This is a genomic window from Nocardia sp. 149-1B, from assembly GCF_057747975.1.
Genome location: NZ_CM173233.1, coordinates 950,345 through 976,229, shown reverse-complemented (window position 1 = coordinate 976,229; position 25,885 = coordinate 950,345). Strand labels below are relative to the sequence as shown.

22 protein-coding genes are annotated in these 25,885 nt (G+C 72.2%); 7 read left to right on the top strand and 15 right to left on the bottom strand.

The genetic code is table 11. The features are described from left to right. Positions 1-44: 44 nt before the first annotated feature. The 10 genes from AC3ANS_RS04715 to AC3ANS_RS04670 form a co-directional block, all read right to left on the bottom strand. Positions 45-818: a hypothetical protein gene (locus AC3ANS_RS04715; RefSeq protein WP_488295011.1), complete on the bottom strand. Its 774-nt coding sequence runs from the start codon at positions 816-818 to the stop codon at positions 45-47. Positions 819-884: 66 nt separating this feature from the next. Beyond that, positions 885-1,370 (bottom strand): hypothetical protein, encoded by a 486-nt coding sequence (locus AC3ANS_RS04710; protein ID WP_488295010.1) that lies wholly within the window; start codon positions 1,368-1,370, stop codon positions 885-887. A gap of 442 nt (positions 1,371-1,812) precedes the next feature. Further along, entirely contained in the window at positions 1,813-3,186 is a 1,374-nt protein-coding gene (gene hemG, locus AC3ANS_RS04705; RefSeq protein WP_488295009.1) for a protoporphyrinogen oxidase, read from the bottom strand. A gap of 90 nt (positions 3,187-3,276) precedes the next feature. Further along, positions 3,277-3,792 (bottom strand): flavin reductase family protein, encoded by a 516-nt coding sequence (locus AC3ANS_RS04700; protein WP_488295008.1) that lies wholly within the window; start codon positions 3,790-3,792, stop codon positions 3,277-3,279. Then, positions 3,789-4,319 carry an NADPH-dependent FMN reductase gene (locus tag AC3ANS_RS04695; protein ID WP_488295007.1) on the bottom strand — a complete coding sequence of 177 codons (531 nt, stop codon included), beginning with the start codon at positions 4,317-4,319 and terminating at the stop codon, positions 3,789-3,791. The genes AC3ANS_RS04700 and AC3ANS_RS04695 overlap by 4 nt, the downstream gene beginning before the upstream one ends. Further along, positions 4,316-5,464, bottom strand: a complete 1,149-nt coding sequence (locus tag AC3ANS_RS04690) for an LLM class flavin-dependent oxidoreductase (RefSeq protein WP_488295006.1) — start codon at positions 5,462-5,464, stop codon at positions 4,316-4,318. The genes AC3ANS_RS04695 and AC3ANS_RS04690 overlap by 4 nt, the downstream gene beginning before the upstream one ends. A 9-nt stretch (positions 5,465-5,473) precedes the next feature. Further along, entirely contained in the window at positions 5,474-6,679 is a 1,206-nt protein-coding gene (locus tag AC3ANS_RS04685) for an SfnB family sulfur acquisition oxidoreductase (protein WP_488295005.1), read from the bottom strand. After that, complete coding sequence (gene sfnG, locus AC3ANS_RS04680; RefSeq protein WP_488295004.1) at positions 6,676-7,791, bottom strand: dimethylsulfone monooxygenase SfnG; 1,116 nt, start codon at positions 7,789-7,791, stop codon at positions 6,676-6,678. Before sfnG ends, AC3ANS_RS04685 begins: the two co-directional genes overlap by 4 nt. Before the next feature lie 148 nt (positions 7,792-7,939). Next, positions 7,940-9,181, bottom strand: a complete 1,242-nt coding sequence (locus AC3ANS_RS04675; RefSeq protein ID WP_488295003.1) for an acyl-CoA dehydrogenase family protein — start codon at positions 9,179-9,181, stop codon at positions 7,940-7,942. Positions 9,182-9,194: 13 nt separating this feature from the next. Further along, positions 9,195-10,430: an acyl-CoA dehydrogenase family protein gene (locus tag AC3ANS_RS04670; RefSeq protein WP_488295002.1), complete on the bottom strand. Its 1,236-nt coding sequence runs from the start codon at positions 10,428-10,430 to the stop codon at positions 9,195-9,197. A gap of 127 nt (positions 10,431-10,557) precedes the next feature. Between AC3ANS_RS04670 and AC3ANS_RS04665 the strand changes: the two genes are divergently transcribed. Both AC3ANS_RS04665 and AC3ANS_RS04660 read left to right on the top strand, forming a co-directional pair. Beyond that, positions 10,558-11,499: a LysR family transcriptional regulator gene (locus AC3ANS_RS04665; protein WP_488295001.1), complete on the top strand. Its 942-nt coding sequence runs from the start codon at positions 10,558-10,560 to the stop codon at positions 11,497-11,499. Next, complete coding sequence (locus AC3ANS_RS04660; protein WP_488295000.1) at positions 11,496-12,449, top strand: DUF4349 domain-containing protein; 954 nt, start codon at positions 11,496-11,498, stop codon at positions 12,447-12,449. The genes AC3ANS_RS04665 and AC3ANS_RS04660 overlap by 4 nt, the downstream gene beginning before the upstream one ends. 170 nt (positions 12,450-12,619) lie before the next feature. Here AC3ANS_RS04660 and hemE read toward each other — a convergent pair whose 3' ends face one another. Then, positions 12,620-13,657, bottom strand: coding sequence for a uroporphyrinogen decarboxylase (gene hemE, locus AC3ANS_RS04655; RefSeq protein ID WP_488294999.1), 1,038 nt, complete (start codon positions 13,655-13,657; stop codon positions 12,620-12,622). 69 nt (positions 13,658-13,726) lie between these two features. Between hemE and AC3ANS_RS04650 the strand changes: the two genes are divergently transcribed. The 3 genes from AC3ANS_RS04650 to AC3ANS_RS04640 all read left to right on the top strand — a co-directional run bounded on the left by AC3ANS_RS04650 (position 13,727) and on the right by AC3ANS_RS04640 (position 16,626). Next, entirely contained in the window at positions 13,727-14,365 is a 639-nt protein-coding gene (locus tag AC3ANS_RS04650) for a DUF3000 domain-containing protein (protein ID WP_488294998.1), read from the top strand. 1 nt (position 14,366) lies between these two features. Then, complete coding sequence (locus AC3ANS_RS04645; RefSeq protein WP_488294997.1) at positions 14,367-15,686, top strand: ribonuclease D; 1,320 nt, start codon at positions 14,367-14,369, stop codon at positions 15,684-15,686. Between the two features lie 127 nt (positions 15,687-15,813). Then, positions 15,814-16,626, top strand: a complete 813-nt coding sequence (locus tag AC3ANS_RS04640; RefSeq protein ID WP_488294996.1) for a MarR family winged helix-turn-helix transcriptional regulator — start codon at positions 15,814-15,816, stop codon at positions 16,624-16,626. Positions 16,627-16,656: 30 nt separating this feature from the next. On the opposite strand, the gene AC3ANS_RS04635 is transcribed toward AC3ANS_RS04640, so the two are convergent. Continuing rightward, positions 16,657-18,018 (bottom strand): ABC transporter substrate-binding protein, encoded by a 1,362-nt coding sequence (locus AC3ANS_RS04635; RefSeq protein WP_488294995.1) that lies wholly within the window; start codon positions 18,016-18,018, stop codon positions 16,657-16,659. Positions 18,019-18,223: 205 nt separating this feature from the next. On the opposite strand from AC3ANS_RS04635, the gene AC3ANS_RS04630 reads away from it, so the two are divergent. Next, positions 18,224-19,003: a hypothetical protein gene (locus tag AC3ANS_RS04630; RefSeq protein ID WP_488294994.1), complete on the top strand. Its 780-nt coding sequence runs from the start codon at positions 18,224-18,226 to the stop codon at positions 19,001-19,003. A 122-nt stretch (positions 19,004-19,125) separates the two neighbouring features. Here the strand turns inward: AC3ANS_RS04630 and AC3ANS_RS04625 are convergent, their stop codons facing one another. The 3 genes from AC3ANS_RS04625 to hrpA all read right to left on the bottom strand — a co-directional run bounded on the left by AC3ANS_RS04625 (position 19,126) and on the right by hrpA (position 24,060). After that, positions 19,126-19,554 (bottom strand): type II toxin-antitoxin system PemK/MazF family toxin, encoded by a 429-nt coding sequence (locus AC3ANS_RS04625; RefSeq protein ID WP_488294993.1) that lies wholly within the window; start codon positions 19,552-19,554, stop codon positions 19,126-19,128. A gap of 145 nt (positions 19,555-19,699) precedes the next feature. Further along, a complete protein-coding gene (locus tag AC3ANS_RS04620; protein WP_488294992.1) occupies positions 19,700-20,308 on the bottom strand; it encodes a DNA-directed RNA polymerase subunit beta in 609 nt (202 codons plus the stop codon). Beyond that, positions 20,305-24,060, bottom strand: coding sequence for an ATP-dependent RNA helicase HrpA (gene hrpA, locus AC3ANS_RS04615; protein WP_488294991.1), 3,756 nt, complete (start codon positions 24,058-24,060; stop codon positions 20,305-20,307). The genes AC3ANS_RS04620 and hrpA overlap by 4 nt, the downstream gene beginning before the upstream one ends. A 262-nt stretch (positions 24,061-24,322) precedes the next feature. On the opposite strand from hrpA, the gene AC3ANS_RS04610 reads away from it, so the two are divergent. Then, a complete protein-coding gene (locus tag AC3ANS_RS04610; RefSeq protein WP_488294990.1) occupies positions 24,323-25,831 on the top strand; it encodes an FAD-dependent oxidoreductase in 1,509 nt (502 codons plus the stop codon). The last annotated feature ends 54 nt before the right edge of the window (positions 25,832-25,885 follow it).

Below are 25,885 nucleotides of genomic sequence, written 5' to 3'. Positions count from 1 at the left end.
GTCGTTGTCCGACGCCTCAGCCGGACCGACTATTTGATCTTCGTCTACACCCCTTGGGCGTCGGTCGCTCTGGCGAAGTCCTCATCGAAGAAGGTGGTGTCAGCGGCCTGCCATCCCCGCTGTCGGTCCACGCTGAAGCCGAGCACATCAGCGTCAGGCGTCTCGATGCTGGTCACGACCCGCCTCGCCCCACGCATCTCGGCAACATGGCAGGCGGTGTGCAGGCACTCCAGGGCGTGCCGACGGTCTGTCCCTGCTCTGGCTCTGGTCTCGACCCGCATCAAACCCTCCTCCTCGGTCGTCACGACAGCCAACACGTCCACCGTCGCCCTTCCTGCGGATACCACGCCGCGCACCGCGAACAAGAGTCGAGAGTCTGTCCAGTCAATGCGCAGACCTTCGAGGTAGTCCTCCTGACGGCGCCGAGCTTCGGGCTGCCGGTCCCAGACGTCGAAGTCGATGTCTGGAGCGAACGGCCATCGAGTCAACGGATCCAGCTCGACGTAGCCGTCCTGCGCTCTTCTGGCAGACGTGGCGACCAGTCCTGTGTCGAGATCGACCATCAGGTTCGTCGGGAACGACTCCAGCCACTCATTCCAGCTGGCAACTGGAAAGCTCGGGCCGTAGTAGTACTCGTGGCGGACATCCGTGAGCCCAATGGTGACTCCATAGGTCCACGGACTCTGTCCTTGGCGGAACAGGACAAGGCAGCCGTCTTCCTTGGAGACAACCTCGAGCACGGTCGCGTCCGTCAGGCGAGTGCCAGCAGGCAGGATCTCGGTCAATTCACGCCATCGCTGGCGAGCGAGCCCGCTCACGAGAGAATCTGCCCCCCAGTCGTAGGAATGCTCTGCACAAGTGCACCACCATCGACGACTGAGCGGCTACTGGGCGGGCAGGTACTCAAGCTGCGGTCCGGGCGGCCCGAGATAGGGGTCGGCCGACTGTAGCCAGTTGGGGCAGGTCTGTCGCGGTGCCTGCATGTGGCAATACATCGAGCGCAGAATCCCATGATTGGCCCTGCCGTCGTTCCAGTCGATGATCATGCGAACGTTCACGGCTCTGCCCGTCATCTCACAACTGCTGTTGCACTCCCACTCGTGCACCGTCATGTAGTAGGGATCGTAGCCTTGAGCGGTGTTGAAATCGGCTGACCGGCCGTAGTAGATGACTCGCCCGACGAGCCAGTCGGGAACCTCGTGCGTGTTCGTGACCTTGTCGTACACAGACTCCGAAACCCACACGTAGTTGCGCTCGCCGTCAGTCTTCGTATTGCGCGGGAAGTCGCCGTGGTCGGCGAAAGCCGGCGCCGCGGTCAACGTGCTAACCAACACCGCCGCTGTCGACACAAGAGCGACGAGAACCCGCATCGTTGTGCCGCGTCGCCCTGGGCGACTTATGCCCGCCGGTACCACGTCAAGAACATGCATCTGAACCCCGAGAGAGATGCGCGAGTGCCCCTTATCTGAGTTCGAACACCCCGTGGTTTGGCTCCTCAAACCAGCAGGTGTCTGGCCGGTGGAGGGGGCGCCTGCCACCCAAGACGGAAACCCGGATTGGCGGCTCGAGTCCCCATCGCGGAGCGTGATCCCGGCCCCTGCCCATGACTCTCCAGTCTCATGGACACTTCACCCACGCCCGTGAGCACAGTCCGCAGCACTCAGGGCCCAGAGGCACCGCGGCGGGTCAACTTTGAGACGGGTGACGCGAGCAGCGGAAGGCCGCACCTACGACGAACCTCTGCAACTCGCAACCCTGTCGCACCCGTGACGGGCCCATCCTTCCGTGAGCCCGCCTGCACGGGCGCTCAGCTCAGCGCGAATCCAGCCCGAAGGGCTCAGCGGCTACCTCAGTGGCCGCCCGGTGGGCGGAGGCGATGACCGCGGGGATGCCGACGCCGTCGTACGCCGCTCCGCAGACGGCCAGGCCGGGGACCTCGGCGACCGCGGCGCGGATGCGCGCGACCCGGTCGAGGTGGCCGACGGCGTACTGCGGCAGCCCACCGCCCCAGCGCTGCACGTGGGTGTCGACCGGGACGGCCGTGAGCCCGACGGCCGAGCGCAGGTCCTCGAGCGACCACGCCACGAGCTCCTCGTCGGTCGCCTGCAGGGCGAGCTCCTCACGGTGCCGCCCCAGCGACGTGCGCAACATCAGCAGACCGTCCCCGGCCGCGCGGACCCAGCCCCACTTGGCGAAGGAGAACGTCGCGGCCTTGACCCGGCGACCCTCGACCGGCGGGACCAGGAAGCCCGAGGAACCGGTCGTCGCCAGGTCCGGTACGTCGTCCCCACGGAACGCGAACGTCACCACGACCATCGAGGCCGACTCGACGGCCGTCAGCTCCGCGGCCGCGACCGGGGCGACCTGCCCGAGCAGCCGGGCGCTGGGCGCCGCAGGGGTCGCGAGCACCACCGCGTCGGCCTCGACGAGCTCCGGGGCGGTGGTCGGCCCGACGGTGAGCGCGAACCCCGTGGGCGTGCGCACCAGCTCGCGCACGGTCGCCCCCGTCCGCACGGTCAGACCGGCGGCGAGCGCCTCGGGCAGCAGGCCCATGCCGCCCGCGATGCCGGCGAACACCGGGCCGTCGTAGGTCGTCGGGATCGACGCGGCCTGCTCGAGGACGGACCCGCGGCCGGCGTAGGCGAGCAGCTGCGGCACCGACGCGCGGGCCGAGATCAACCGCGCGTGCCCGGCGTACACGCCGCCGAGCAGGGGCTCGACGAGCCGGTCGGTGACCTCGGGCCCGAAGCGCCGGTCGACCAGGTCGCCGACGGACACGTCCTCGTCGAGGCGCTCGGGCCACAGGGTCGGCTCGGCGCGCACGCGCGCGAGGCCCTCGCGGGAGAGCACCCCGGAGTCCTCGAGCTGGCGCAGGTCGAGCGGCACGCCCATCAGCGAGCGCGGCATCGGCCGCAGCTCGCCGCGGGTCCAGATCCGCGAGGAGGCGACCGTCGGGTGCTCGATCGGGAGTCCGAGCTCGCCCGCCAGGGCGACGCCCTCGGGGCGCCGGTTGAGCATCGCCTCGGCGCCCACGTCGACGCTCACGCCCGCGACCTCGTCGCGGCGGAGCTTGCCGCCGGGACGCGACGAGGACTCGAGGACCAGCACCTCGTGGCCCGCATCGACCAGGTCGCGGGCTGCGGTCAGGCCGGCGATCCCCCCACCCACCACGACGACCTTGCTCACCCTGGGATTGTCCCAGGGCGACCGGCCGAGGAATGACCCGGGCCGCGGCGACGGGTGCACATCGCCGCGGCCCGGGGGTCGGGGTCGCCGCTAGCCGGCCAGCCGGCCGAAGGCGCTGCGGTGGAACACCAGCGGGCGGGAGGTGTCCGCGCCCTGCACGACCGACTCGACGGCGTGCAGCTCGAGCAGCACGATCGTGTGGTCCCCGGCCTCGACCTCGCGGTAGATCGTGCAGTCGAAGTGCGCGAGCCCGTCGTCGAGCGTGACGGCTCCGTCGCCGCTGACGGTCACCGACAGGTCGTCGAACCGGTGGTCCACGGGCCCGGCGAGCCGCCGGCACACCTCGCCGTGGTGGTCGGCGAGGATCGTGACGCCCACGTGGGTCGCGCGCCGCAGGTCGGGCCAGGTCTTCGAGGTGTTGGCGACCGAGAACGACACCAGGGCGGGTTCGAGGCTCACCGAGGTGAACGAGCTGGCGGCGAGGCCGACGAGCTGACCGTCGACCTCGGCGGCGACCGCGACGACGCCGCTGGGGAAGATCCCGAAGGCTTCCCGCAGGCGGCCCAGGTCGAGGTCCTGGTTGGTGGTCAGTGGTGTGACGCTCATGCGGATGCTCCCGTTCGGAGGTCGAGCCGGCTGGCGAGGAGGGCGGACACGACCGGGCGAGCGAGCTCGAGCCAGTGCGCATACGCCGTGGGGTCGTCGTACGCCGAGTCCACGACGTAGAGCCCCGGGGCGGGCACGACGGCGCCGATCTCGGTCAGCACCGGCCGCAGCGAGAGCTCCGGGGCGAGCGCGTGGGCGGGGCCGGCGCCGAGCATCAGCGGCACCGCGAGGCCCCGGAGACCATCGGTGGCGAACCGGTCCAGGAACAGCTTGAGCAGGCCGGTGTAGGTGGCCTTGTACGTCGGCGACGCGACCACGACCAGGTCGGCCCGGCCGACCTCGGCGACCAGCTCGGCGACCACGTCGTCGCTCCAGTCCAGCAGCCGGGGGCCGAGCTCGGCGAGGTCGACGACGGTGTCGGGCGCCCGGCCGGTCAGCTCGGTGGCGACGTACGTCGCGGCCTGCAGGGTGCGGCTCTGCGGCTTGGGGTTGCCGACGACCACCGCGACCCGGGGCGCGGCGCTCACGAAGCGGCCCGCTGGCCGAAGGGCACCGCGGCGCGAGCGGCCACCGGGGCTGGGTGCTCCCACAGGCCGCGGCGGGTCAGCTCGGGGAGCACGCCCTCGCCGAACCAGTAGGACTCCTCGAGGTGCGGGTAGCCCGAGAGCACGAACTCCTCGATGCCGACCGCGCGGTACTGCTCGATCAGGTCGGCGATCTCCTGGTGGCTGCCGACCATCGCGGTCCCGGCGCCGCCGCGGACCAGGCCGACCCCGGCCCACAGGTTCGGGTGGATGACCAGCCCGTCCTTGGAGCCGCGGTTGAGCTCGAGCATCCGCTGCTGGCCCACCGACTCCGAGCGCTTGAGGCCGTCCTGGACCCGCCGGATGTCGTCCTCGGAGATCCCGGCGAGCAGCCGGTCGGCCTCGGCCCAGGCGGCCTCGGAGGTGTCCCGGGCGATCGTGTGCAGCCGGATGCCGAAGCGGAGCTCGCGCCCCTCGGCGGCGGCGAGCTTGCGGATCCAGTCGATCTTCTCCGCGACGGCGGCCGGCGGCTCACCCCAGGTCAGGTAGACGTCGGCGTGCTTGGCGGCCACGCGTCCGGCCGCCGGGGAGGAGCCGCCGAAGTAGATCGGCGGCAACGGGTCGGGGACCTGCGCCAGCACGGCGTCCTCGACGTGCAGGTGCTCACCGTGGAACGTGACCGGCTCACCGGTCCACAGTGCCCGGACGATCGTCAGGAACTCGTCGCACCGCTCGTAGCGGCCGTCCTTGTCGAGGAAGTCCCCGAACATCCGCTGCTCGTGGCTCTCGCCGCCGGTCACGACGTTGAGCGCGAGCCGGCCTCCGGAGAGGTTCTGGAAGGTGCCCGCCATCTGCGCCGAGACGTACGGCGAGGTCAGCCCGGGGCGGAACGCGACCAGGAACCGGAGCCGCTCCGAGACGCTGCTCAGCATCGCGGTCGTCACCCAGGCGTCCTCGCACCAGGCGCCGGTGGGGGTCAGTGCGGCCTCGAAGCCGAGCTGCTCCGCACTCCGGGCGACCTGGCCGAGGTAGGGCACCGACGCGGGCCGTCCGGCCGCGCCGGCGCTCACCCCGTGGCCGCCGCCGACGACCTGGCGGCCGTCACCGCCGTTGGTGGGCAGGAACCAGTGGAACTTGAGCTGGGTCATCGGGGCCTCTCAGAGCTGTCCGTGGTTGGGCGGCAGGGTGCCGTCGACCGCGAAGCGGCCTAGGTGCTGGACCTTCCACGCCGCGGGGTCGTGGATCGTGTGGGTGCGGGCGTTGCGCCAGTGGCGGTCGAGGTTGAGCGCCGCCAGCGCAGAGCGGGTGCCGCAGACCTCGAAGAGCCGGCTGGACACGTCGACCGCGGCACGTGTGGTGGCCGCCCGTGCGGCCGCCACCGCCAGGCTGGCCTCCCCCGCGGTCTCGGCCGTGAGGTGCCGGTCGGCGTGCTCGACGGCCAGACCGGCCTCGGCGAGCAGCGCCTCGGCGGCCCGGACCGCCAGCTCCATCTCACCGAACGCGTGCACGACCAGCGGGTCCTCGGCCGCGCGCTCGACGCCCGCGTCCGGGTAGGGCCGGCTCTTGGTGGTCACGAACGTCGCGGCCTCCTCGAGCGCGGCCCGCGCGATGCCCGCATCGATCGCGGAGTGCAGCAGCTGCGCGAACGCGCCGTACGTCTGCGGTCCTTCGAACGTGAGGTGGTACGGCGTGATCCGCGAGGTGTGGACGAGCACGTGCTGGAGCCGCACCGTTCCGCTCGCCGTGGTGCGCTGCCCGAGACCGTCCCAGTCGTCGACGACCGTGAGGCCGACGGCACGACGATCGACCCATGCCACGTGCATCGGCCCGCCCTCACCGAGGTGGGCGAGCACCGGGATCCAGTCGGCGAACAGGGCGCCGGTGCTGTAGCCCTTCTCACCGTCCAGCACCCAGACGTCGTCGCCGGTGCTGCGCAGCGTCGTGCGGTAGTCACGCACGTGCTTGGTCCCGACCTCGGACTGGGCGTTGCCGAACCGCTTGCCGCGCAGCGCCTCGCCGAAGAAGAACGACTGCTGTGCGCGAGTGCCCTGGTGGCGCAGCGCGTTGACGTAGACGAAGTGGCTGTGCGGGATCTGCGCGACGTTCGGGTCGCCGACCGCGAGCAGCCGGAACACCTCGGCGACCGCTCCGGCGGGCAGGTCGGGGCCGCCGTGCTCGGCGGGGACGGTGATGCCCAGAAGGCCCGAGGCGGAGAGGGCGTCGACCTGCTCGACGGGGAGCAGCCGCTGGGCGTCGCGCTCAGCGGCACCCTCGGCCAGCTCGGCCGAGAGCTCGGCGGCCACGACCACTGCGCTCTCGGCGTCCAGCAGCGGCACGGAGGTGTCGATGTCGGCGAGCGTCATCCGACCCGCTCCAGCTCGAGGGCCTCCATCTCGCGGACGATCGGCAGCACGTGCGTGCCGAAGTACTCGACGTCCTCGAGGTAGTGCAGGAAGCCGCACAGGATCAGGTGCACGCCGCGGCGCTTGTACTCGAGCATCCGCTCGGCGACCTGCTCGGGCGTGCCGATCAGGCCGGTGCGGAAGCCGTCGTTGTACTGCACGAGGTCGGCGAACTCCGAGTCCTGCCACATGCCCTTCTTGTCCCCGGTGGACTGGCCGGCCTGCTTGACCGCGGACCCGAAGCCCTCGACGGCCTCCCGGTCGGCCTTCGCGATGATCTCGCGCAGCACGTCGCGCGCCTCGGCCTCGCTGTCGCGGGCGATCAGGAAGCCGTTGACCCCGAAGCGCACGGAGCGCCCGTGCACCTGGGCGACGTCGCTGACGTCGCGGACCTGCTCGGCGATGCCCTCGGGGGTGTTGCCGTTCATGAAGTACCAGTCGGCGACCCGGCCGCCCATCCCGCGGGCGTCGGTTGAGTTGCCGCCCATGAAGATCTCGGGGTGGGTGCGGCCGGGCACCTCGATCGGCTTCGGCTTGAGGTCGAAGTCGTGGAGCCGGTAGAAGTCGCCGCTGAGCTCGGCGTGCTCGGAGGTCCAGATCTCGCGCAGGTAGCGGATGAACTCCTCCGAGCGGCGGTAACGCTCGCCGTGCTCGAGCCAGGGCTCGCCGAGCTTGGTGAACTCGTCCTTGAACCAGCCACTCACCACGTTGACCGCGGCGCGGCCGCCGGAGATCTGGTCGGCGGTCGCGATCAGCTTCGCGAGCACGCCGGGCTGCCAGAGGCCGGGGTGGACGGCCGCGATCACCTTCAGGCGCTCGGTCGCGAGCAGCAACGCGAGGCTGAAGCTGGTCGACTCGTGCTGGTACGCCGCGCCGTACGACGCCATGTAGCGCACCTGCGAGAGGGCGTACTCGAACCCGTTGTTCTCGGCGAGCACCGCGAGCCGCCTGTTGTAGTCGTAGCCCCAGTCGGTGCGCTGCTCGATCTTGCTGACGACCAGGCCGCCGCTCACGTTGGGCACCCAGTAGGCGAACGTCAGCGGCTGCTGCACGCTGGTGGTCGGTGTGCTCACGCCGAACTCCTCACTCCAAAGACGTTTATGTGTATTAGATTGCTCGACTTTTTGTCGCGGTGCAACCCGATCAAGGCCACCAGGCGGGCGGCGTCGGCGATGGGGTGACAGGTCCTGCCTGTCACCCCACGCCGACGGACGGAGGGGCTCAGCGCTGGGTGCGCCCGATCGCCCAGGCGTACGGCGGCGGAGTGCCGTTGACCGCGTGCGCCCCGACGACCCGCGCCTTGAAGATCCGCGGGTTGTGCGAGGAGACCGTGCGGGCGTTGCGCCAGTGGCGGTCGAGCGCGGCACCACGAGCGGTCGCGGACGCCCCGAGGGTGTCGAAGAGGTTGGCCGTCGCGGTGAGGACCAGGTCGGTGACGACAACCTGGGCCGCGGACGACTCGATCTCGGCCACCTCGGTGCGTTCCGCGATCTCCTCCTGCCCCGACCGGGCCGCGTCGTGCACCGCCTGCAGGGCGGCCGCAGCGCGCAGCGTGGTCGCCTCGGCGGCGTACGTCGCGGCCGCGATCTCGCCGACCCGGGCGAGCACCTGCGGGTCGTCGCGCACCCGCGGCGCGTTGGCGTGGGAGTAGTTGCGATCCCGCCCGCGCACCGCCTCAACGGTGTCGGTGAGCGCGGCTCGCGCGATGCCCGACAGGGTCGCGAGCAGGTTCAGCTGGTAGAGCGCGGTCTGGTAGGGGAACCGCTCCGCGAACGGCAGCACGTGCGTCGCAGGCACGGGCACGGCCTCGAACGTGGTCGTGCCGCTGCCGGTCCCGCGCTGACCGAACCCGTCCCAGTCGTCGACCACGGTCACGCCCGTCTCGCGGGTGTCGACGAGCGCGATCGCGAACTCCTGCTCCTCGAAGGCCGCGCCCCGATCGACGCGGGCATAGACGTCGGCCCACTCGGCGAAGATCGTGCCGGTCGTGTAGTACTTCGCGCCGTCGAGCCGGTATCCCGCTCCGTCGGGACGCAGCACCGTCTGCTGGGTGTCGATGGCGGTCGGGCCGACCTCGGACCAGGCGTTGCCGGCGATCTCCCCGGCGACGAACCGGTCGAACCACGCCGACTGGTCCGCACCCCGGACGTGGTGCCAGAGGCGGTCCTCGGCCAGGGCGAAGTGGCCCCGGAACACCTGGGGCAGGTTGGCGTCGGCCGCCGCGAGGTCGATCCAGAGCGAGGCGAGGTCGACCAGGCCGGCCCCACACCCCCCGTGCTCGACCGGCACCCGGACCGCGCCCAGCCCGGCCTCCTTCAGCCTGCGGACCGGCTCGGCCGGCAGCTCACCGGCCAGCTCGCGCCGGACGGTCCCTGCGGCGATCTCGTCGAGGACGGGGGCGAGCTCGGCTCGGAACCGGTCGAGTGCGGACGCCTCTGCGACGTCCGGCGTGTCGATGCTCATGACTGCGGGCTCCTCACGTGTACCAGGTGGGCTCGGGCAGCTGCCCGAGCAGGACGTAGCGACCGACCTCGGCCCGCTTGTGCGGCAGCGGGTCGTGCAGGCTGTGGGTGCGCAGGTTGCGCCAGAAGATGTCGAGCCCCACCGAGCTCGCGGTGGCGCGCGCGCCCGTGACCTCGAAGACCCGGGTGCCGATCTCGAGACCCACCTCGACCGCGACCTGCTTGGCCGCGGCGATCACGACCGCGGCCTCGCCGCGCTCAGCCTCGGTGACGGTGTCGGCGTGCGCGTTGATCGCCTCGATCAGACCGGCCGCGCGCTCGGCGAGCGCCTCGGCGGCCCAGAGCCGCGACTGGAGCTCGCCGTACGTCGCCTGGACGTGAAACTCCTCGGTGGCCAGCCGCTTCGGGTCGGGCGTGTAGGGCCAGGCGCGGGTGCGGTCACGGGTGTACGTCGCCGCGGTCGCGAGGGCGCCGTCGGCGATCCCGAGGTAGAGGTAGGCGAAGATCAGCTGGATCAGCGGCACGTTGAGCGTGTTGTAGACCCGGGGCTGGAACTCGCGGTCGACGTACCCGGCGGCGGCCGCCCACAGCACCCGGACCCCGTCGATCTCCACCCCGCCGCTCTCGGTGAGGCGCTGCCCGAGGCTGTCCCAGTCGCCGCGGAAGCGGATCGCCGGCTGGTCGGTGGGCACGATCGCGAACACGTGCTTGTCGGTGCCGGCGATCACGCCCTCGATCACGGTGACGTCGGAGACGCGACCCCCGGTAGAGAAGGACTTGCGGCCGCGGTAGACGAGCTCGTCGCCCTCCTCGGTGATGACCAGGTCGTCGTCGCGCGGGTTGACCGCGCCGCCGAAGAACCATCGCTCGGAGGTCGCCTGCTGCTCGACGGCCGCGATCTGCTCGGGCGTCCCGACCAGCCGCACCGCCCAGAACCACAGGTAGTGGTAGCCCAGGAGCTGACCGATGGACCCGTCGCCGGCGGACACCGCGCGGATGACGCGCAGCGCGGTCGTCCAGTCCTGTCCCCCGCCGCCGTGCTCGGTCGGGCCCAGCAGCGTGACGAGGCCGGAGTCCTTGAGCAGCCGCACCTCGGCGGACGGCGTGGCGTTGGCGCGGTCGCGCTCGAGAGCGTCGACCGCGAGCTGGGCGGCGACGGCGCGGGCCCGGTCCAGCCACTCCTCGGGATTGCGCGGGGCCGCGCCCCAGTCCTGCCGCCCCGTGGGGGCCGGGGACGTCGAGAGGGTCATGGGCAGTCCTTCCTGGTGGTCATTGTCTATAAAAAAAGTAGACTATGCTGACCGTCCGCCCCACACCCCCGGCGCACGGTTTCCCCGAGGCCACCTGCGGCTGCGCCTGTCACCGAGAGAAGGACCCATGCGCATCGAGCAGCTGGAGTACATCGCGGCGGTCACCCAGCACGGATCGCTCCGACGAGCCAGCCAGCAGCTGCACATCTCGCAGCCCGCGTTGAGCGAGGCGGTGTCCAAGCTCGAGCGCGAGCTGGGGGTCACGCTCCTCGACCGGCGTCGCTCAGGCGCCCGGATCAGCCGCCGCGGCCGGGAGCTGCTCCAGAACATGGTCGAGGTGCTCGAGGCGGTCGACCGGCTCCGCACGGCGGCTGGCGACCAGGCGGCCGGCCACCACGTCGTACGCCTCGGGACGGTGAGCGCGGCGACCTCGACGCTGCTGGTGCCGGCGGTGCGCGACTTCCGGACCGCCCACCCCGCCAGCACCGTCGAGGTCGTCAACACCCAGCAGGCCGAGATCCACCAGGGCCTGCTCGAGGGCACGCTCGACCTCGGGCTGGTCAACGTGCTCGCCGGCGACGACCCGCCGCCGGACCTGCTCGGCACCAGCCTCGTGCACGGACGCCCGGTCGCGGTGCTGCCGGCCGACCACCCGCTGGCGGCCTGCGCCGAGGTCACCACGGACCAGCTGCGCACGGAGCCGTTCGTCGCGATGCGGGCGGGCTACCTCATGCACCGCTTCGCCCACCGGCTGTTCGGCCCGGACATGCCGACGGTCTCCTACACGACCGACGGTGCCGAGCTGGGCAAGGTGATGGTCGCCGAGGGCCTTGGGCTGACCGTGCTGCCTGACTACAGCGTCGTCGGCGACCCGATGGAGCGGGCCGGGCTGATCACCTACCGCCCGCTCGCCCATGACAGCACCGCGGTGAGCCTGGTGCTGCGGCAGCGCCGCCAGCAGCACGTGCCGCGGCCCGTGCGCGACCTGGAGAACGCGCTGGTCGCCCGCGCCCGTGCCCACCGGCGCAGTGGAACCGATCTGCTGCGCGTCTCGTCCCAGGCGGTATGAGGCACACCCGACTGCGCATCCTCGCCCCCGCTCTCATCGTCCTGGCGGTCGCCCTTGCCGGGTGTTCCGGTGGCGCTGACGATGGCGGGGCCAGCGCGGCGAACGGCGACGCGCCCGCAGCCGCGGCGCAGCGGGCTCAGCCCGAGGCGTCCGCCCCGCGCGACGGCGTCGCGGCGTACGACGCCGCGGGCGGCACCGACAACTCGGTCGAGTCGGTGGTGAGCAAGCCGAGCCCGGACGAGCCCCAGCAGGCGCTGATCAAGAAGGGCAACGTGGCCCTGCGCGCCGACGACGTCGGCAAGGTGCAGTTCGAGGTGCAGCGGGTCGTCGACGCGCTCGCCGGTCAGGTCACCGAGGAGAAGACCACGACCGACGACGACGGCGCACCGGCGTACACCCGGATGGTGCTCCGCATCCCGGTCGCGCACTTCGACGACGCGATGACGAGGCTCAAGGGGATCGAGGGCGCCGAGCTGGAGTCGGCCGACACCAGCGAGGACGACGTCACGACCAAGCTCATCGACACCCAGACCCGGATCACGGTCCAGCGGCGCAGCATCGAGCGGATCACCGTGCTGTTCGATCGGGCGCAGAGCATCCGCGACATCATGGCGATCGAGGCTCAGCTCTCGCGTCGCCAGGCCGACCTCGACTCGCTCGAGCGGCAGGCGGCGTACCTGAAGAACCAGACCTCGCTCGCCACGATCGTCGTCAGCGTCGACCAGATCCCGGAGAAGAAGGCCGCCAAGCACAAGGACGACCACACCGGGTTCGTCGCCGGCCTGTCGGCCGGATGGCACGGGCTGACGACGTTCGCGGTCGCACTGGCCACGCTCCTCGGCGCGCTGCTCCCCTGGCTGGTCGTGCTCCTGGTGCTCGGCGTCCCGACGCTCCTGGTCCTGCGCGGCGCCCGGCGCCGCCGGGCGCACCCCGACCCGGCCATCGAGTGACCGGCCGGCGGTGACCTGTCCACCTCAACACCCCGCCCCGACGTGGACCACCCACCGCCCGCCCCGGGCGCACCCCGACCCGGCCATCGAGTGACCGGCCGGCGGTGACCTGTCCACCTCAACACCCCGCCCCGACGTGGACCACCCACCGCCCGCCCGGGGCGACGGACTCAGAGCGGATAGGCCTGGACGAACTCGGTCAGCCGCGTGAGCTGGTCGGGGTCGGTGGAGGGGATCACGCCGTGGCCGAGGTTGAAGACGTGGCCACGGGCCGCGCGACCGGCCTCGATGATCTCGGCCGCTCGGGCGGTCATCACCTCGGTGGGCGCGAACACCAGCGTCGGGTCGAGGTTGCCCTGCACGGCCCGGTCGCCGACCAGCGGGATCGCGTGGGCGAGTGGCGTGCGCCAGTCGACACCGACCACGTCGGCGCCCGCCTCGCCCATCTGGCCGAGCAGGTTCGACGTACCGACCCCGAAGTGGATGCGCGGCACGCCGAGGGCGCCCGCCCGCTCGAGCACCCGGGCGGAGTGCGGCATGACGAAGTCGCGGTAGTCGGCCGGGGTCAGCGCGCCGGCCCAGGAGTCGAAGAGCTGGACGGCCGAGGCGCCGGCGGCCACCTGCACCTCGAGGTAGGCCGCGGAGATGCCGGCGATCTTGCGCAGCAGCGCGTCCCAGACGTCGGGAGCGCCGAACATCATCGCCTTGGTCTTGGCGTGCTCCTTCGACGGGCCGCCCTCGACGAGGTACGACGCCACCGTGAACGGCGCGCCCGCGAACCCGATCAGCGGGGTGCCACCGAGCTCGGCGACCAGCCCGCGCACGGCCTCGGTGATGAACGGGACGTGCTCGGGGGTCAGGTCGGGGATCGCCGCCACGTCGGCCAGCGTGCGCACCGGGTGCGCGACCACCGGACCGACCCCGGGCTTGATGTCCAGGTCGACGCCGACCGCCTTGAGGGGCAGCACGATGTCGGAGAAGAAGATCGCCGCGTCGACGCCGTAGCGGCGTACCGGCTGCAGCGTGATCTCCATCACCAGGGCGGGATCCATGCAGGACTCCAGCATCCCGACGCCCTCACGGACCGCGAGGTACTCGGGCAGCGAACGGCCTGCCTGGCGCATGAACCACACCGGTGTGTGCGGCACCGGCTCCCCGCGCACGGCCTTGAGGAAGGCGCTGTCGGCGAGGCGCGGATCGGCGTTCACGGGCGAAGCCTCGCAGGTCAACCGGCGTGTTCGCACATCGGGATCGGCCGATCGACCTACTGTGACCTCATGGTCGTCGGTCAAGAGACGCGCCCGAGCACGGGTGCGGGTGCGGCACCCCCGGAGTTCCGGGACGCGGTGGCGACCATGCACGCCGCGCGGCTGCGCCCCGAGATCTTCTGCGAGGAGATGCCGGCGCCGCAGCGGATCGCGCCGTACGCGTCGGCCCTCTCCGCCGACGTCACCGTCGACGACACCGACGTCGGCACCGGACGCATCATCTTGCTGCACGACCCCGCCGGCAACGACGCCTGGGAGGGCACCTTCCGCTGTGTCGCCTACGCGCGCGCCGAGATCGACCTGGAGCTGATCACCGACCCGATGCTGGCCGCGGTCGGCTGGTCCTGGCTCACCGAGGCACTGGACGCGCACGGGGCGGAGTACGCCGCGGCCTCGGGCACGGTGACCCGGGTGGCGACCGAGAGCTTCGGCGGGATGGCCGACGAGGGCGGCACCGCCCAGATCGAGATCCGCGCCTCGTGGACCCCCCTGGTCCCCGACGACGCCCCCGACCTCGCGCCGCTCGACCTGGCTCCCCACGTGGAGGCCTGGGGTGAGCTGCTGTGCACCGCCGTCGGGTTGCCGCCGGTGCCCGAGGGCGTGAGCGTGATGCCGAGCCGCCGCGGCCAGCGGGGCTCGGGACGCTGACATGACCGCTGCACCTCCCGACCCGACCCCCGACGAGCCTGACGCGACACCTGACGCGGCATCTGACGCGGCATCGGATCAGCCGCCCGCACCCGAGTCGCCGCTGCTGACCCTGCGCGACGGCCTGCCGCGCATCGTCGACACCGAGGCCGAGCTGGCCGAGGTGTGCGAGCGGATCGCCGCCGGTACGGGCCCGGTCGCCATCGACGCCGAGCGCGCGTCGGGCTACCGCTACTCCTCCCGCGCCTACTTGATCCAGCTGCGCCGCGAGGGTTCCGGCACGTTCCTGGTCGACCCGATCCCGTTCGTGATCCTGCCGCGACTCCAGGAGGCGCTCGAGGGCACCGAGTGGATCCTGCACGCCGCCACTCAGGACCTCCCCTGCCTCGCCGAGGTCGGCCTGGTGCCGACCCAGCTGTTCGACACCGAGCTCGCCGGCCGGCTGCTCGGCTACCCACGGGTCGGGCTCGCGACCCTGGTCGAGAGCCTGCTGGGCGCCCACCTGGCCAAGGAGCACTCGGCGGTCGACTGGTCGACCCGGCCGCTGCCCGAGCCGTGGCTGGAGTACGCCGCCCTCGACGTCGAGGTCCTCGTCGAGCTGCGCGGCCTGCTCGAGGCCGAGCTCGATGCCACCGGCAAGGCCGAGTGGGCGCGCCAGGAGTTCGACGCGCTGCGCAGCTTCGTGCAGGCCGAGCGGGTCGAGCCGTGGCGCCGTACGTCGGGCCTGCACCGGGTCCGTGGCCGCCGGGCACTCGGGGCGGTCCGGGCGTTGTGGGAGACCCGCGACGAGATCGCCGAGCAGCGCGACGTCACCCCGGGCCGGATCCTGCCCGACTCCGCGATCGTCGCCGCCGCCCAGGCACTGCCGACCGACCGGGCCGCGCTGCTGGCCACCAAGGGCTTTCACGGGCGGGGTGCCGACCGCTACGCGAGCCGCTGGGTCGCGGCGCTGCGCGAGGCCGCGGAGATGGACGAGGCCGACCTGCCGACCCGTTCCCCCCGTGGCGACGGACCTCCCCTACCCCGGGCCTGGGCGGAGAAGGACCCGGTCGCCGCCCGCCGGCTGAGCCTGGCTCGCGACGCGATGGCGGCCCTCGCCGAGGAGCACAACCTGCCGGTCGAGAACCTGCTCACCCCCGACTACCTGCGCCGCACCCTCTGGACGCCGCCGCGCTCACGCGACGAGGCGACGCTCGCGCCGGCCGTCGGCGAGCAGCTGCGCGCGCTCGGCGCTCGCGAGTGGCAGATCGAGCTGACCGCGCCGGTGCTCGTCGACGCGATCCTCGCCGCCGAGCAGGGCCCTCCCGCCGAGGACGGCTGACCGGCGTAGGTGCCCGTGGGCGTGCCCACTCGACGTCGGCACCCTGGCGATGTCGTGTGCGGCCCCCGTCGTTCGTGGTCAGGATGAGCGGTGGTCGAACCGGGCCGCCCCTGACCGGGAGGTTCTGATGACGCACTCGCAGGCCGACATCCACCGCATGTTCGAGCTCCTCGAGCCGATCGGCACCATCTCCTTCTCCGAGACGGTGGACGAGGCGTTCCGTGCCCTGGGGATGCGTGACTTCTGGGACGGCTACTTCGCCGGGCGGGCCGCGCCGTTGGGGCTGGCGCCCGCCGAGGTGGTGCACGCGATCTTCTACAACTTCGCCGAGGGGGAGGTGACGCGGCACATCCCGTGGGTGTGGGGGAAGGTCACTCCGGCAGAGGCGATCGCGGTGCGCGAACGCAGCAGCGCCGCCGCGCTCCGGCAGCGGCTCGGGGGGCTCGCCGACTCCCCGAGCCTGGCGCGGATCGCCGACCTCGCCACTCACGCAGCGGTCAGCGCGCCGACGGAGGGCCGGCCGTTGTACGCCGGGCTCCGGGAGCTGGTCATACCCGCGGAGCCGGTCGCCCAGCTCTGGCACGCGGCCACGCTGCTGCGGGAGCACCGAGGCGACGGCCACAACGCCGCCCTCGTCGCCCATGGCATCGGCGGCACCGAGGCCCACGTGCTCATGGCACTCTCGCTCGGCACGAAGGCCGAGCAGTTCGGCCGGATCCACCATCTGCCTCCAGCGAAGCTGGCCGCCGTCATCGACCGGATGCGCGGACGCGGACTCGTGGACGACGCCGGGGAGTTCACCGCCGCCGGCCGGGAGACTCGGGAGCGGATCGAGGCCCTGACCGATGTGCTGGCCGCACCCGCGTACGACGCGCTCAGCCCGGACGAGCTCGAGGAGCTGATCGCGGGGCTCGAGCAGATCGTCACCGCGGTGGGTTGAGCCCGCAGCTCCCCTGACGGTGTGGTGCCGCTAGTCCGAGGGCGACCCGGTCCCGCTCGGTGACTCGCTGGTCGAGGGCGACCCGGATGGCTCCGGTGGACTGAGGACGGCCTTGGAGTCGTCGTCGATCTGCTGGGTGAGCCCGTCGAGGTCGAGCACGCCGACGCCGTACACGAGCTGCTCGAGCGTGGGCTGCACCGCGGCCTCGAGCTCGTCGAGGGTGTCGATCATCGGGGGCAGGCTCATCGAGCGCACGGCGCTGTTGAAGACCGACGAGTGCTCCGGCAGGCGGCCCGGCTGCAGGAAGGTGTCGGAGAGCGCGACCTCGAGGTTGGCCGGCGCCAGGTAGCCGGTGCGGGTGATCTGGCTGACCGAGTCGGTGGAGAGCTCGTTGACCAGGAAGTCGGCCGCCAGCGGGGCGCTCGCGGCGGTCCGCGACAGGCACAGGCCGGCGACGTCACCGACGGTCGCGGAGTGGTCGAGCACGGGCATCGACATCACGTCGAAGTCGAGGCCCGGCACCTGACGCAGCTCGGGCACCATCGACCGGTAGCCCGCGATCATGCCGAGCCGGCCGCGCTCGAACCACGTCAGCGGACTCGCCTCGGCGAGCTGGTCGTCGTCGAGGGTCAGCTGCGGGTTGCGCAGCAGCGTGAGGGTCTGCTCGAGCGCGGAGCGCGACCCGTCGCTGGAGAACGACAGCGACGTCGGGGAGGTGTTGTCGTCGAAGACCGAGCCGCCGCCCGAGTTGATGAACGGTGTCAGGCCCGAGAGGGTGGCGGAGATGTGCACGCCCTTCGTCTTCCGCTTGGGCCGTGCCGCGAAGTCGGCGGCGGCCGCGAACTGCTCGAACGACCAGCTCGTGGCGTCCGGGTCGGGGGCCGGCAGCCCGCGGTTGCGCATGCGGTCGAAGTTGACCAGTGCCTTGTTGTAGAAGATGACCATCGGCGAGACGGAGTACGGCATGCACTGCAGCCGGTCGTTGGCGCTGAACGCCTGGAGCGCGTCACGGGAGTAGCCGTCGCCGAACTCCACCCCGCGCTCGTCGAGGAGCTCGTCGACCGGCTGGTTGTGGTGCCGATCGAGGATCCAGCTCAGATCGGTGCGCGAGGCGAGGAAGACGTCGGGCACCTCGGCACCGGCGTCGATGTCGGCGCGCATGGCCGCGTGGTCGGGCCAGGTGCGGAGCTTGACCTCGGGCCGGTCCTCACCCGAGGCGTTCCACGCGTCGACGGTGGCCTGGAACGCCGTGAGCTCTGCCTCGGGGCCGTAGACGCCGAACGTCAGGTGGTCGACCGTGGGCGTCGTGGGCTTGGGCTTGGGGCCCGGCCCCGAGTCGGACCCGCCGTCGGAGCAACCCGCCGCTGAGAGGGTCAGCGCCACCACGCTCACGGCACAGAGCAACGCCCGACGCCCCCGACTCGCCCTCACCGGCATCCTCCTCGCGCGCATTCTTGTCGTCTGCCTGCCCGGGTCGCGCCCGTGGCCGGACCACCCTATCCACAGTTGCCCCACGGGGGATCCACCGGTGACGACCGGGAAACGGTCCGCATGTCGCAACCACGATCCCGGCCGCAGTCTCCCTACGATGGCCGGCGTGCCTCGCGTCCGGTCCTCCTCGCTGGCCGCGCCCCTGATCGTGCTGGGCCTGGCGACCTCGCTGGTGCTCACCGGCTGCAGCTCCGGCAGCGACCAGCCGGACGCGGCCCCCACCTCCCCGGTCGCGACCAGGGAGACACCTTCCTCCGCGGCCGATCCCTCGGCGCAGCCGCCGGCGCCCAGCTCGGCGGCTCCCACGCAACGGCCCGGCGGTCACCAGGGTCGTCACCCCGGTCGCCACAAGGTCGGGACGCTCGAGCCGCGGATGCGGCTGGAGACGGCCGCTCATCTCCTGGACGCCGACTCGCTCCCACCGGTCGGTGACGAGACCTGGGTGGTCGACAGCACCGGGCCGGAGGACCCCGCGCGCGACCCCGCGGTCGGTGCCTGCCAGAAGACCCTGCTCGGGTCGATCGGCGCGGTCGAGACGGTTCGCCGCACGTTCACCGCTCCCGGCCGGCTCGCCGCGACCCAGGTCGTCGCCCGCTTCGCGGACCCACGCTCGGCCTGGCGCGCCCACGCCGTGCTCGTGGCGTGGCGCGACGACTGCACCGAGCGCGTCGCGGGCAGCGACGTCGGGCCGCTCCGCCCGCTCGACGTACGCTCCGGCACCGGCGAGAGCTATCGCACCGCCGCCCGCAAGCGGGCCGCCGGCCTGGCGATCCTGCGCACCGGGGAGTACCTGACGCTGGTCGAGGTCACCGCCGGCGCCCGGCACTACCCCACGTCCTGGGACCCGGCCCGCGTCGCCGCCCGCCGGATCGCCCGAACGTTCTGAGCTGCCCTCGACCCCCGAGCTTGCTCGGGGGTCGAGGACCCAGCAGCCAGGTCGAGTAGCCCCGCGGCTGAGGAACGAAGCCGCGACGGGCGTATCGAGACCCAGTCACCGCAACGGAACGATCACCCGAGCCCGTGGAACCGCCGCGCCTCGGCCACGACCCGGTCGAACGTGGCGCGGTCGAGCGCGGCCCCCTCACGGCGTACGGCGTCGGGGTCGAGCTCGAGCAGCCGGTCGAGGCGCACCTCGCTGGGCCGCCGCTGGCGGTCCCAGGCGCCGGTGCCGACGTCCATCCAGTGCCGGCCCCAGCGGGCCTCGTCGGCCGCGTCGCGGTCGTGGTCCTTGCTGGTCAGCATCAGCCCGAGCAGCCGGCCCTCGCGGCGCCCGATCAGCAGCACCGGCCGGTCCTTGCCCTGTCGCGGGTCGTCTTCGTAGGCGACCCAGCCCCAGACCACCTCACCCGGGTCGGGGCGGCCGTCGGCCCGCGGGGCGTACGTCACGGGGCTCCCGCTCGAGCGGGTGCGGCGGAACAGCCGACGCAGCGATCTCATGGGCGCGAGCCTAGGAGAGGCACGGCCGAGACCGAGAGTGAAGTACGCCGGACCGGGAGCGCCTCACGGCGCGTGGCCGCTCGTAGCGGCTGATTTTGGGACCCGGGGCTGCCACGGTCCGGCGTACTCCTCGAGTCTAACCACGTCAGGCCAGCTCGTGTTCCAACTCCGCGTGACCCGCGGCCTCGAGCTGCTCGGAGAGCACCAGCATCCGCTGCACCTCGGGTCCGCTCCGCTCGCCGAGTGTCGCGCGGCCGGTCGCCACGACCCGGGCGAAGGCCGCGGCGCGGAGCAGCACGTCGGCGAAGTCGCCGACCGCGATGCCGCCCAGCACCTGGTCGACCATGGCCTTGAGCTGCTCCGGACCGGGCGGGTCGGCCACGCCGGCGACGACGCGCGCCACCTGGGCACTGCGGCGCCCGGCCTCGAACTCGCGGGACACCGCCACCGGCTCGGCGTACACCCAGGAGCGCAGCAGGTAGAGCCGCCACAGGCAGCCCGCGAGCGAGTCCGCGGGAGCGCCCGACCACACCTCGGCGATCGTCTCGATGCCCTCGGTGTCGGCGAGGTGCAGCAGCCGGTCGGCGACCGCGGCATCGTCGGACTCACGGGCGCCGCGCACGAGCAGCGTCGCCGCGCGGTCGGCGGCCTCGCTGACCAGCGCCGGGTCGGTGCCACCCACCAGCGCCTCGAAGAAGCCGCCGCCCGGGGTCATCGGACGGTGGTGGATCCGTTCGCTCCTGGGGTCTGTCACTGCTGCAGGCTACGTCGGATGCGCTGGTCGCTCACCGGGTAGGGCGTGCCGAGCTGCTGGGCCCACAGCGAGACGCGGTACTCCTCCAGCATCCACCGCACCTGGCGCAGCTGCGCCCCGGGCGGTCGGCCGGCGGGCAGTGCCTCGACCCGGTGGAGGTAGGCGTCCTGGAGGTCGGCGAGCTGGTCCATCAGCTGCCGGTCGCGGTTGACCTGGGAGGGCAGCCGTTCGCGGCGCTGCTCCAGCGCGGTCAGGTACGCCGGGTAGCGCCGCAGCTGGGTCGTGCCGGCCTCGCCCACGAAGCCGCGGTGCACCAGCCGGGCCAGCTGGGCGCGCATGTCGGTGAGCGCGGGCAGCTGCGCCAGGTCCGCGCGACCGCTGAGCGCCTTCTCCGCCCGGCGCCAGGCGTCGAGCACCCGGATCACGTCGCCCATCACCGTCCGCAGGTGCGCCACCTGGTCGCGCGCGGCCTCCGCGCGCAGGGCGTCGTACGCCGCCTCGTCGCGCACCGTTGGCCGGGCGTCGACCGCGGCGCCGACGACCGCGGCGCGGCAGTCCTCGAGCAGTTCGGCGACGCTGGGGTACGGCGAGCCCGCGAGACCGAGCTTCTCGACGTTCGTGAGCCCGTCGAGGACCTGCTTGACCGGCGAGGGGAGCTGCAGGAGCAGCAGCCGGCGGACACCGAGGCGGTGCCGGGCCTCGGCCTCCTCGGCCGAGCCGAAGACCTGCAGCCCGACCGTGGCGCCCTCGTCGACGAGCGCGGGGAAGACCTGCACCTCGTGGCCGGCGCGGCGCTCGGTGTGGCTGGCCGGGATCGTGCCGAAGTCCCACGTGGTCGCGCCCGTGCGGGCCAGGCCGCTCTCGGTGGCGACCTCCGCGATCGCCTGGGCGAACTTCGGTCGCAGCGGCGCCTTGAGCGCCTCGAGGTCCTTGCCCCGGGCCTGCTCGCGACCCTCGTCGTCGACGACGCGGTACGTCGGACGCAGGTGCTCGGGGACCTTGGACCAGTCCCACGCCTCGCGCGGCACCAGGAGGCCGGTGCGGGCGCGGCACCACCGCTCCAGCGCGTCGAGCAGGGGCTCCTCGCCCGGCGGCACCGTGGCGAGGAACTCGCGCGCGGTGTTGGGAGCCGGGACGAGGTGGACCCGCAGGTTCTTGGGCAGGCTGCGGATCAGGCTCGTCACGAGCTCCTCACGCAGACCGGGCACGTTCCACGAGAAGTCCTCGGCCTCGACCCGGTTCAGGGTCGCTACCGGGACGTCGATCGTGAGGCCGTCCTCGGCGGTGCCGGGCTCGAAGTGGTAGCTGATCGAGAACGTCAGCCCCTCATCGCTCTCCCACTGCTCGGGGTAGTCCGACGCGCTGATCTGCTCGACCGTGTCGTGAGTGAGCATCGCGGGATCGAACGTGAGCAGCCGTCCGTTGCGCTGCCGCTCCTTCTTCCACCACTGGTCGAAGTGGGCGCCGCTGACGACCTCCGCGCCGATGCGCGCGTCGTAGAAGTCGAACAGCGTGTGCTCGTCGACGACGATGTCGCGGCGTCGCGCCCGGTGCTCGAGCTCCTCGGCCTCCTCGAGCAGTCGCCGGTTGGTGTCGAGGAACTTGTGGCGGCTCGACCACTCGCCGTAGACCAGCGCGTGCCGGATGAACAGCTCACGAGACAGGGCGGCGTCGACCCGGCCGTACTGCACGGGACGGTCGGCGACCAGCGGGACGCCGTACAACGTGACCCGCTCGAAGGCCATCACGGAGGCGCGCTTCTTGCTCCAGTGCGGTTCGGAGTAGGTGCGCTTGACCAGGTGCTCGCCGATCCGCTCGGCCCACTCCGGCTTGATCGCGGCGTTCTGCCGGGCCCACAGCCGGCTGGTCTCGACTAGCTCGCCGGCCATCAGGAACTGCGGGTTCTTGCGGTGCAGCACGCTGCCCGGGAACACCGCGAACCGGGCGCCGCGGGCGCCGAGGTACTCGCGCGGGCCCCGCTTCTCGCGCTCCCGCTCCTCGAGCAGGCCGATGTGCGACAGCAGCCCGGAGAGCAGCGCCTGGTGGATGCCGTCCTGGTCGGGGTTGTCCGCGGGCTGACCGACCTGGATGTCCATCTCCTTGCAGACCTGGCGCAGCTGGGACTCGAAGTCCTGCCACTCCCGGACGCGCAGGTAGTTGAGGAACTCGCGCTTGCACATCCGGCGGAACGCCGAGGAGGACAGCTCCTTCTGCTGCTCCTTGAGGTAGCGCCAGAGGTTGAGCCAGGTGAGGAAGTCGCTGCCCTCGGCCTTGAACCGGGCGTGGAGCTGGTCGGCCTGCGCCTGCTCCTTCGGGTGGTCGGCGCCCGGCCGCTCGCGCGGGTCCTGCAACGAGAGCGCGGCCGCGATCACGACCACCTCGCGCACGCAGCCGAGCCGCTCGGCCTCGAGGATCATCCGCGCGAGGCGGGGGTCGATCGGGAGCCGGGCCAGACGACGCCCGACCTTGGTCAGCCGGTTGTCCTGGCCGGCGAGGGCTCCGAGCTCCTCGAGCAGCTGGCGGCCTGCCTGGACGTTGCGCCGGTCGGGCGGCTCGACGAACGGGAACCGCGCCATGTCGCCGAGCCCGAGGCTGGTCATCTGGAGGATGACGCTGGCGAGGTTGGTGCGCAGGATCTCGGGGTCGGTGAACTCCGGGCGGCCCTCGAAGTCCTCTTCGGAGTACAGCCGGATCGCGATGCCGGCCTCGACGCGGCCGCAGCGTCCGGAGCGCTGGTTGGCCGAGGCCTGGCTGATCGGCTCGATCGGCAGGCGTTGGACCTTGGTCCGCACCGAGTAGCGGCTGATACGGGCGACCCCGGTGTCCACGACGTACCGGATGCCGGGCACGGTCAGCGAGGTCTCCGCGACGTTGGTGGCGAGCACGACGCGACGGGTCGCGTTGCCGTGGGAGGAGAAGACCCGGTGCTGGTCGGCAGCCGAGAGCCGGGAGTAGAGCGGCAGGATCTCGGTCCGCGGCAGGTCCGCGAGCGCGTCGGCGGTGTCGCGGATCTCGCGCTCACCGGGCAGGAACACCAGCACGTCGCCGGGGCCCTCGGCCGAGAGCTCCTTGACGGCGTCGACGATCGCCTCGGTCTGGTCGCGGACGACGACCTCGCCGTCCTCGTCCTCCTCGTCGAAGGCCATCAGGGGGCGATAGCGGATCTCGACGGGATAGGTGCGCCCGGACACCTCGACGACCGGCGCGTCGAAGTGCTTCGCGAACCGGTCGACGTCGATGGTCGCCGAGGTGATGATCAGCTTGAGGTCGGGCCGCTTCGGCAGCAGCCGCTTGAGGTAGCCGAGCAGGAAGTCGATGTTGAGGCTGCGCTCGTGGGCCTCGTCGATGATGATCGTGTCGTAACGGCGCAGCATCCGGTCGCGCTGCAGCTCGGCCAGCAGGATGCCGTCGGTCATCAGCTTGACCCGGCTGGCGCGCGACGTCCGGTCGGTGAACCGCACCTGGTAGCCCACCAGGTCCCCGAGCTCGGTCTTCAGCTCGCTGGCGATCCGCTCGGCGACCGAGCGCGCGGCGATCCGGCGGGGCTGGGTGTGGCCGATCAGGCCGCCACCGGACTTGGTACGGCGCCCGCGGCCGAGCTCGAGGCAGATCTTCGGCAGCTGGGTGGTCTTGCCCGACCCGGTCTCCCCCGCGACGATCACGACCTGGTGGTCGCGGATGGCCGCGGCGATGTCCTCGCGGCGCTGGGTGACCGGCAGCTCCGGCGGATAGACGATCTGGAGCTCGGTCATGACTGGTCCATTCTGCCCGGCGGGTGGTTCCCGGCGCTCGGTGGTTTCGAGGCTCGCTGCGCTCGCACCTCAACCACCGAGGTCGCCCCACTGCGCTCGCACCTCAACCACCGAGGTCGCCCCACTGCGCTCGCACCTCAACCACCGAGGTCGCCCCACTGCGCTCGCACCTCAACCACCGCTCCGGTGGTTGAGGTGCGAGGGCCGCCAGGCCCGAGCCTCGAAACCACCCGTGTTAGAACCTGTTCTAGTATCCGGTGCCATGACCGAGGCACAGGAGTACGACGTCGTGGTGGTCGGGTCGGGTGGCGGGGCCATGACCGGGGCGTTCCTGGCGCAGAAGGCCGGGCTGTCGACGGTGGTGATCGAGAAGACCTCCCTGCTGGGCGGGACCTCGGCGTACTCCGGCGGGGCGTGCTGGCTGCCGGGCAGCCAGGTGCAGAAGCGCGCAGGGATCCCCGACTCGACCGAGTCGGCGCGGGAGTACCTCGGCGCGATCCTCACCGAACCGGACCGGGAACGGATCGAGGCGTTCCTCACCCACGCGCCCGAGCTGGTGGCCGAGCTCGAGGCGGACCCGTCGCTCGACTTCGAGTGGCTGCCGTTCCCGGAGTACTACGACGCCCCCGGGCGGGTCCCGTCCGGGCGCTCGATCCAGCCGACGAACGTCAAGCGCGGCGAGCTGCCACCCCGGGTCGGCGAGCTCGTGCGGCCGCCGGTCGAGCGCGACCGCGCCGGCGAGCCGGGCCGCAACACGCTCAGTGGTGGGCAGGCGCTGATCGCCCGGCTGCTGGACGGGTTCCTGCGCGAGGGCGGCACGGTGCTGACCGAGCTGCCGGTGACCGGCCTCGTACTCGAGGGCGACCGGGTCGCGGGCGTGGCCGCGATGACGCCGGAGGGGCCGGTCGAGGTGCACGCCCGGCGGGGTGTGCTGCTGGCCGCCGGCGGCTTCGAGGGCAACGCCGCCCTCCGAGCCGAGCACGACGTCCCGGGTGACGTGGCGTGGACGATGGCACCGGCGGGCACCAACACCGGCGAGCCGATCGAGGCCGGCGTGGCGATCGGCGCCGCGACCGACTACCGGGGTGTCGGCTGGTTCTGCCCCGGCCTCGAGCAGCCCGACGGCGGCGGGTCGTTCACGCTCGGCTTCCGGTCGGGGCTGATGGTCGACCAGCACGGGCAGCGCTACGCCAACGAGTGCCTGCCCTACGACCGGTTCGGCCGTGAGATGGCCGCGGTGCCGGACCGCATCCCGTCCTGGTTCGTCTTCGACTCGGCCGAGGGTGGCCGGCTCCCGGCGATCGCGATGCCCGAGGGCGACCCGGCCGCCCACCTCGAGGCCGGCACCTGGGTGCGGGCGGACACGCTTCCCGAGCTGGCCGGCCTGATCGGCGTACCGCCCACGGCACTGACGGCCACCGTCGAGCGCTTCAACCGGTTCTGCGCGACCGGCGTCGACGAGGACTTCGGCCGTGGCGGCGACGAGTACGACACGTTCTTCACCGGCGGCACGGGCCCCAACAGGGCACTGACCGCCTGCGACAAGGCGCCGTTCTACGCCGCGCGCTTCGTGCTCTCCGACCTGGGCACCAAGGGCGGCCTGGTCACCGACGCTCGAGGGCGCGTGGTGCGTGAGGACGGGACCCCGATCCCAGGTCTGTACGCCGCCGGCAACTCGGCCGCGTCGGTGTTCGGCGCGGTCTACCCCGGGCCGGGCGCCCCGCTCGGGTCGGCGATGGTCTTCGCCTCCCTCGCCGTGCGCGACATGTGATGCGGGCGCTCACAGACTCCTCACAGCCGCACAGTGTCCACACAGGGAGCCCAC

Excerpts from the sequence above, each read along its gene's own strand:
- AC3ANS_RS04710 (WP_488295010.1), bottom strand. The coding sequence starts at position 1,370 with ATGCGGGTTCTCGTCGCTCTTGTGTCGACAGCGGCGGTGTTGGTTAGC.
- AC3ANS_RS04700 (WP_488295008.1), bottom strand. The coding sequence starts at position 3,792 with ATGAGCGTCACACCACTGACCACCAACCAGGACCTCGACCTGGGCCGC.
- AC3ANS_RS04690 (WP_488295006.1), bottom strand. The coding sequence starts at position 5,464 with ATGACCCAGCTCAAGTTCCACTGGTTCCTGCCCACCAACGGCGGTGAC.
- AC3ANS_RS04685 (WP_488295005.1), bottom strand. The coding sequence starts at position 6,679 with ATGACGCTCGCCGACATCGACACCTCCGTGCCGCTGCTGGACGCCGAG.
- AC3ANS_RS04675 (WP_488295003.1), bottom strand. The coding sequence starts at position 9,181 with ATGAGCATCGACACGCCGGACGTCGCAGAGGCGTCCGCACTCGACCGG.
- AC3ANS_RS04670 (WP_488295002.1), bottom strand. The coding sequence starts at position 10,430 with ATGACCCTCTCGACGTCCCCGGCCCCCACGGGGCGGCAGGACTGGGGC.
- AC3ANS_RS04665 (WP_488295001.1), top strand. The coding sequence starts at position 10,558 with ATGCGCATCGAGCAGCTGGAGTACATCGCGGCGGTCACCCAGCACGGA.
- AC3ANS_RS04660 (WP_488295000.1), top strand. The coding sequence starts at position 11,496 with ATGAGGCACACCCGACTGCGCATCCTCGCCCCCGCTCTCATCGTCCTG.
- AC3ANS_RS04650 (WP_488294998.1), top strand. The coding sequence starts at position 13,727 with ATGGTCGTCGGTCAAGAGACGCGCCCGAGCACGGGTGCGGGTGCGGCA.
- AC3ANS_RS04645 (WP_488294997.1), top strand. The coding sequence starts at position 14,367 with ATGACCGCTGCACCTCCCGACCCGACCCCCGACGAGCCTGACGCGACA.
- AC3ANS_RS04640 (WP_488294996.1), top strand. The coding sequence starts at position 15,814 with ATGACGCACTCGCAGGCCGACATCCACCGCATGTTCGAGCTCCTCGAG.
- AC3ANS_RS04625 (WP_488294993.1), bottom strand. The coding sequence starts at position 19,554 with ATGAGATCGCTGCGTCGGCTGTTCCGCCGCACCCGCTCGAGCGGGAGC.
- hrpA (WP_488294991.1), bottom strand. The coding sequence starts at position 24,060 with ATGACCGAGCTCCAGATCGTCTATCCGCCGGAGCTGCCGGTCACCCAG.
- AC3ANS_RS04610 (WP_488294990.1), top strand. The coding sequence starts at position 24,323 with ATGACCGAGGCACAGGAGTACGACGTCGTGGTGGTCGGGTCGGGTGGC.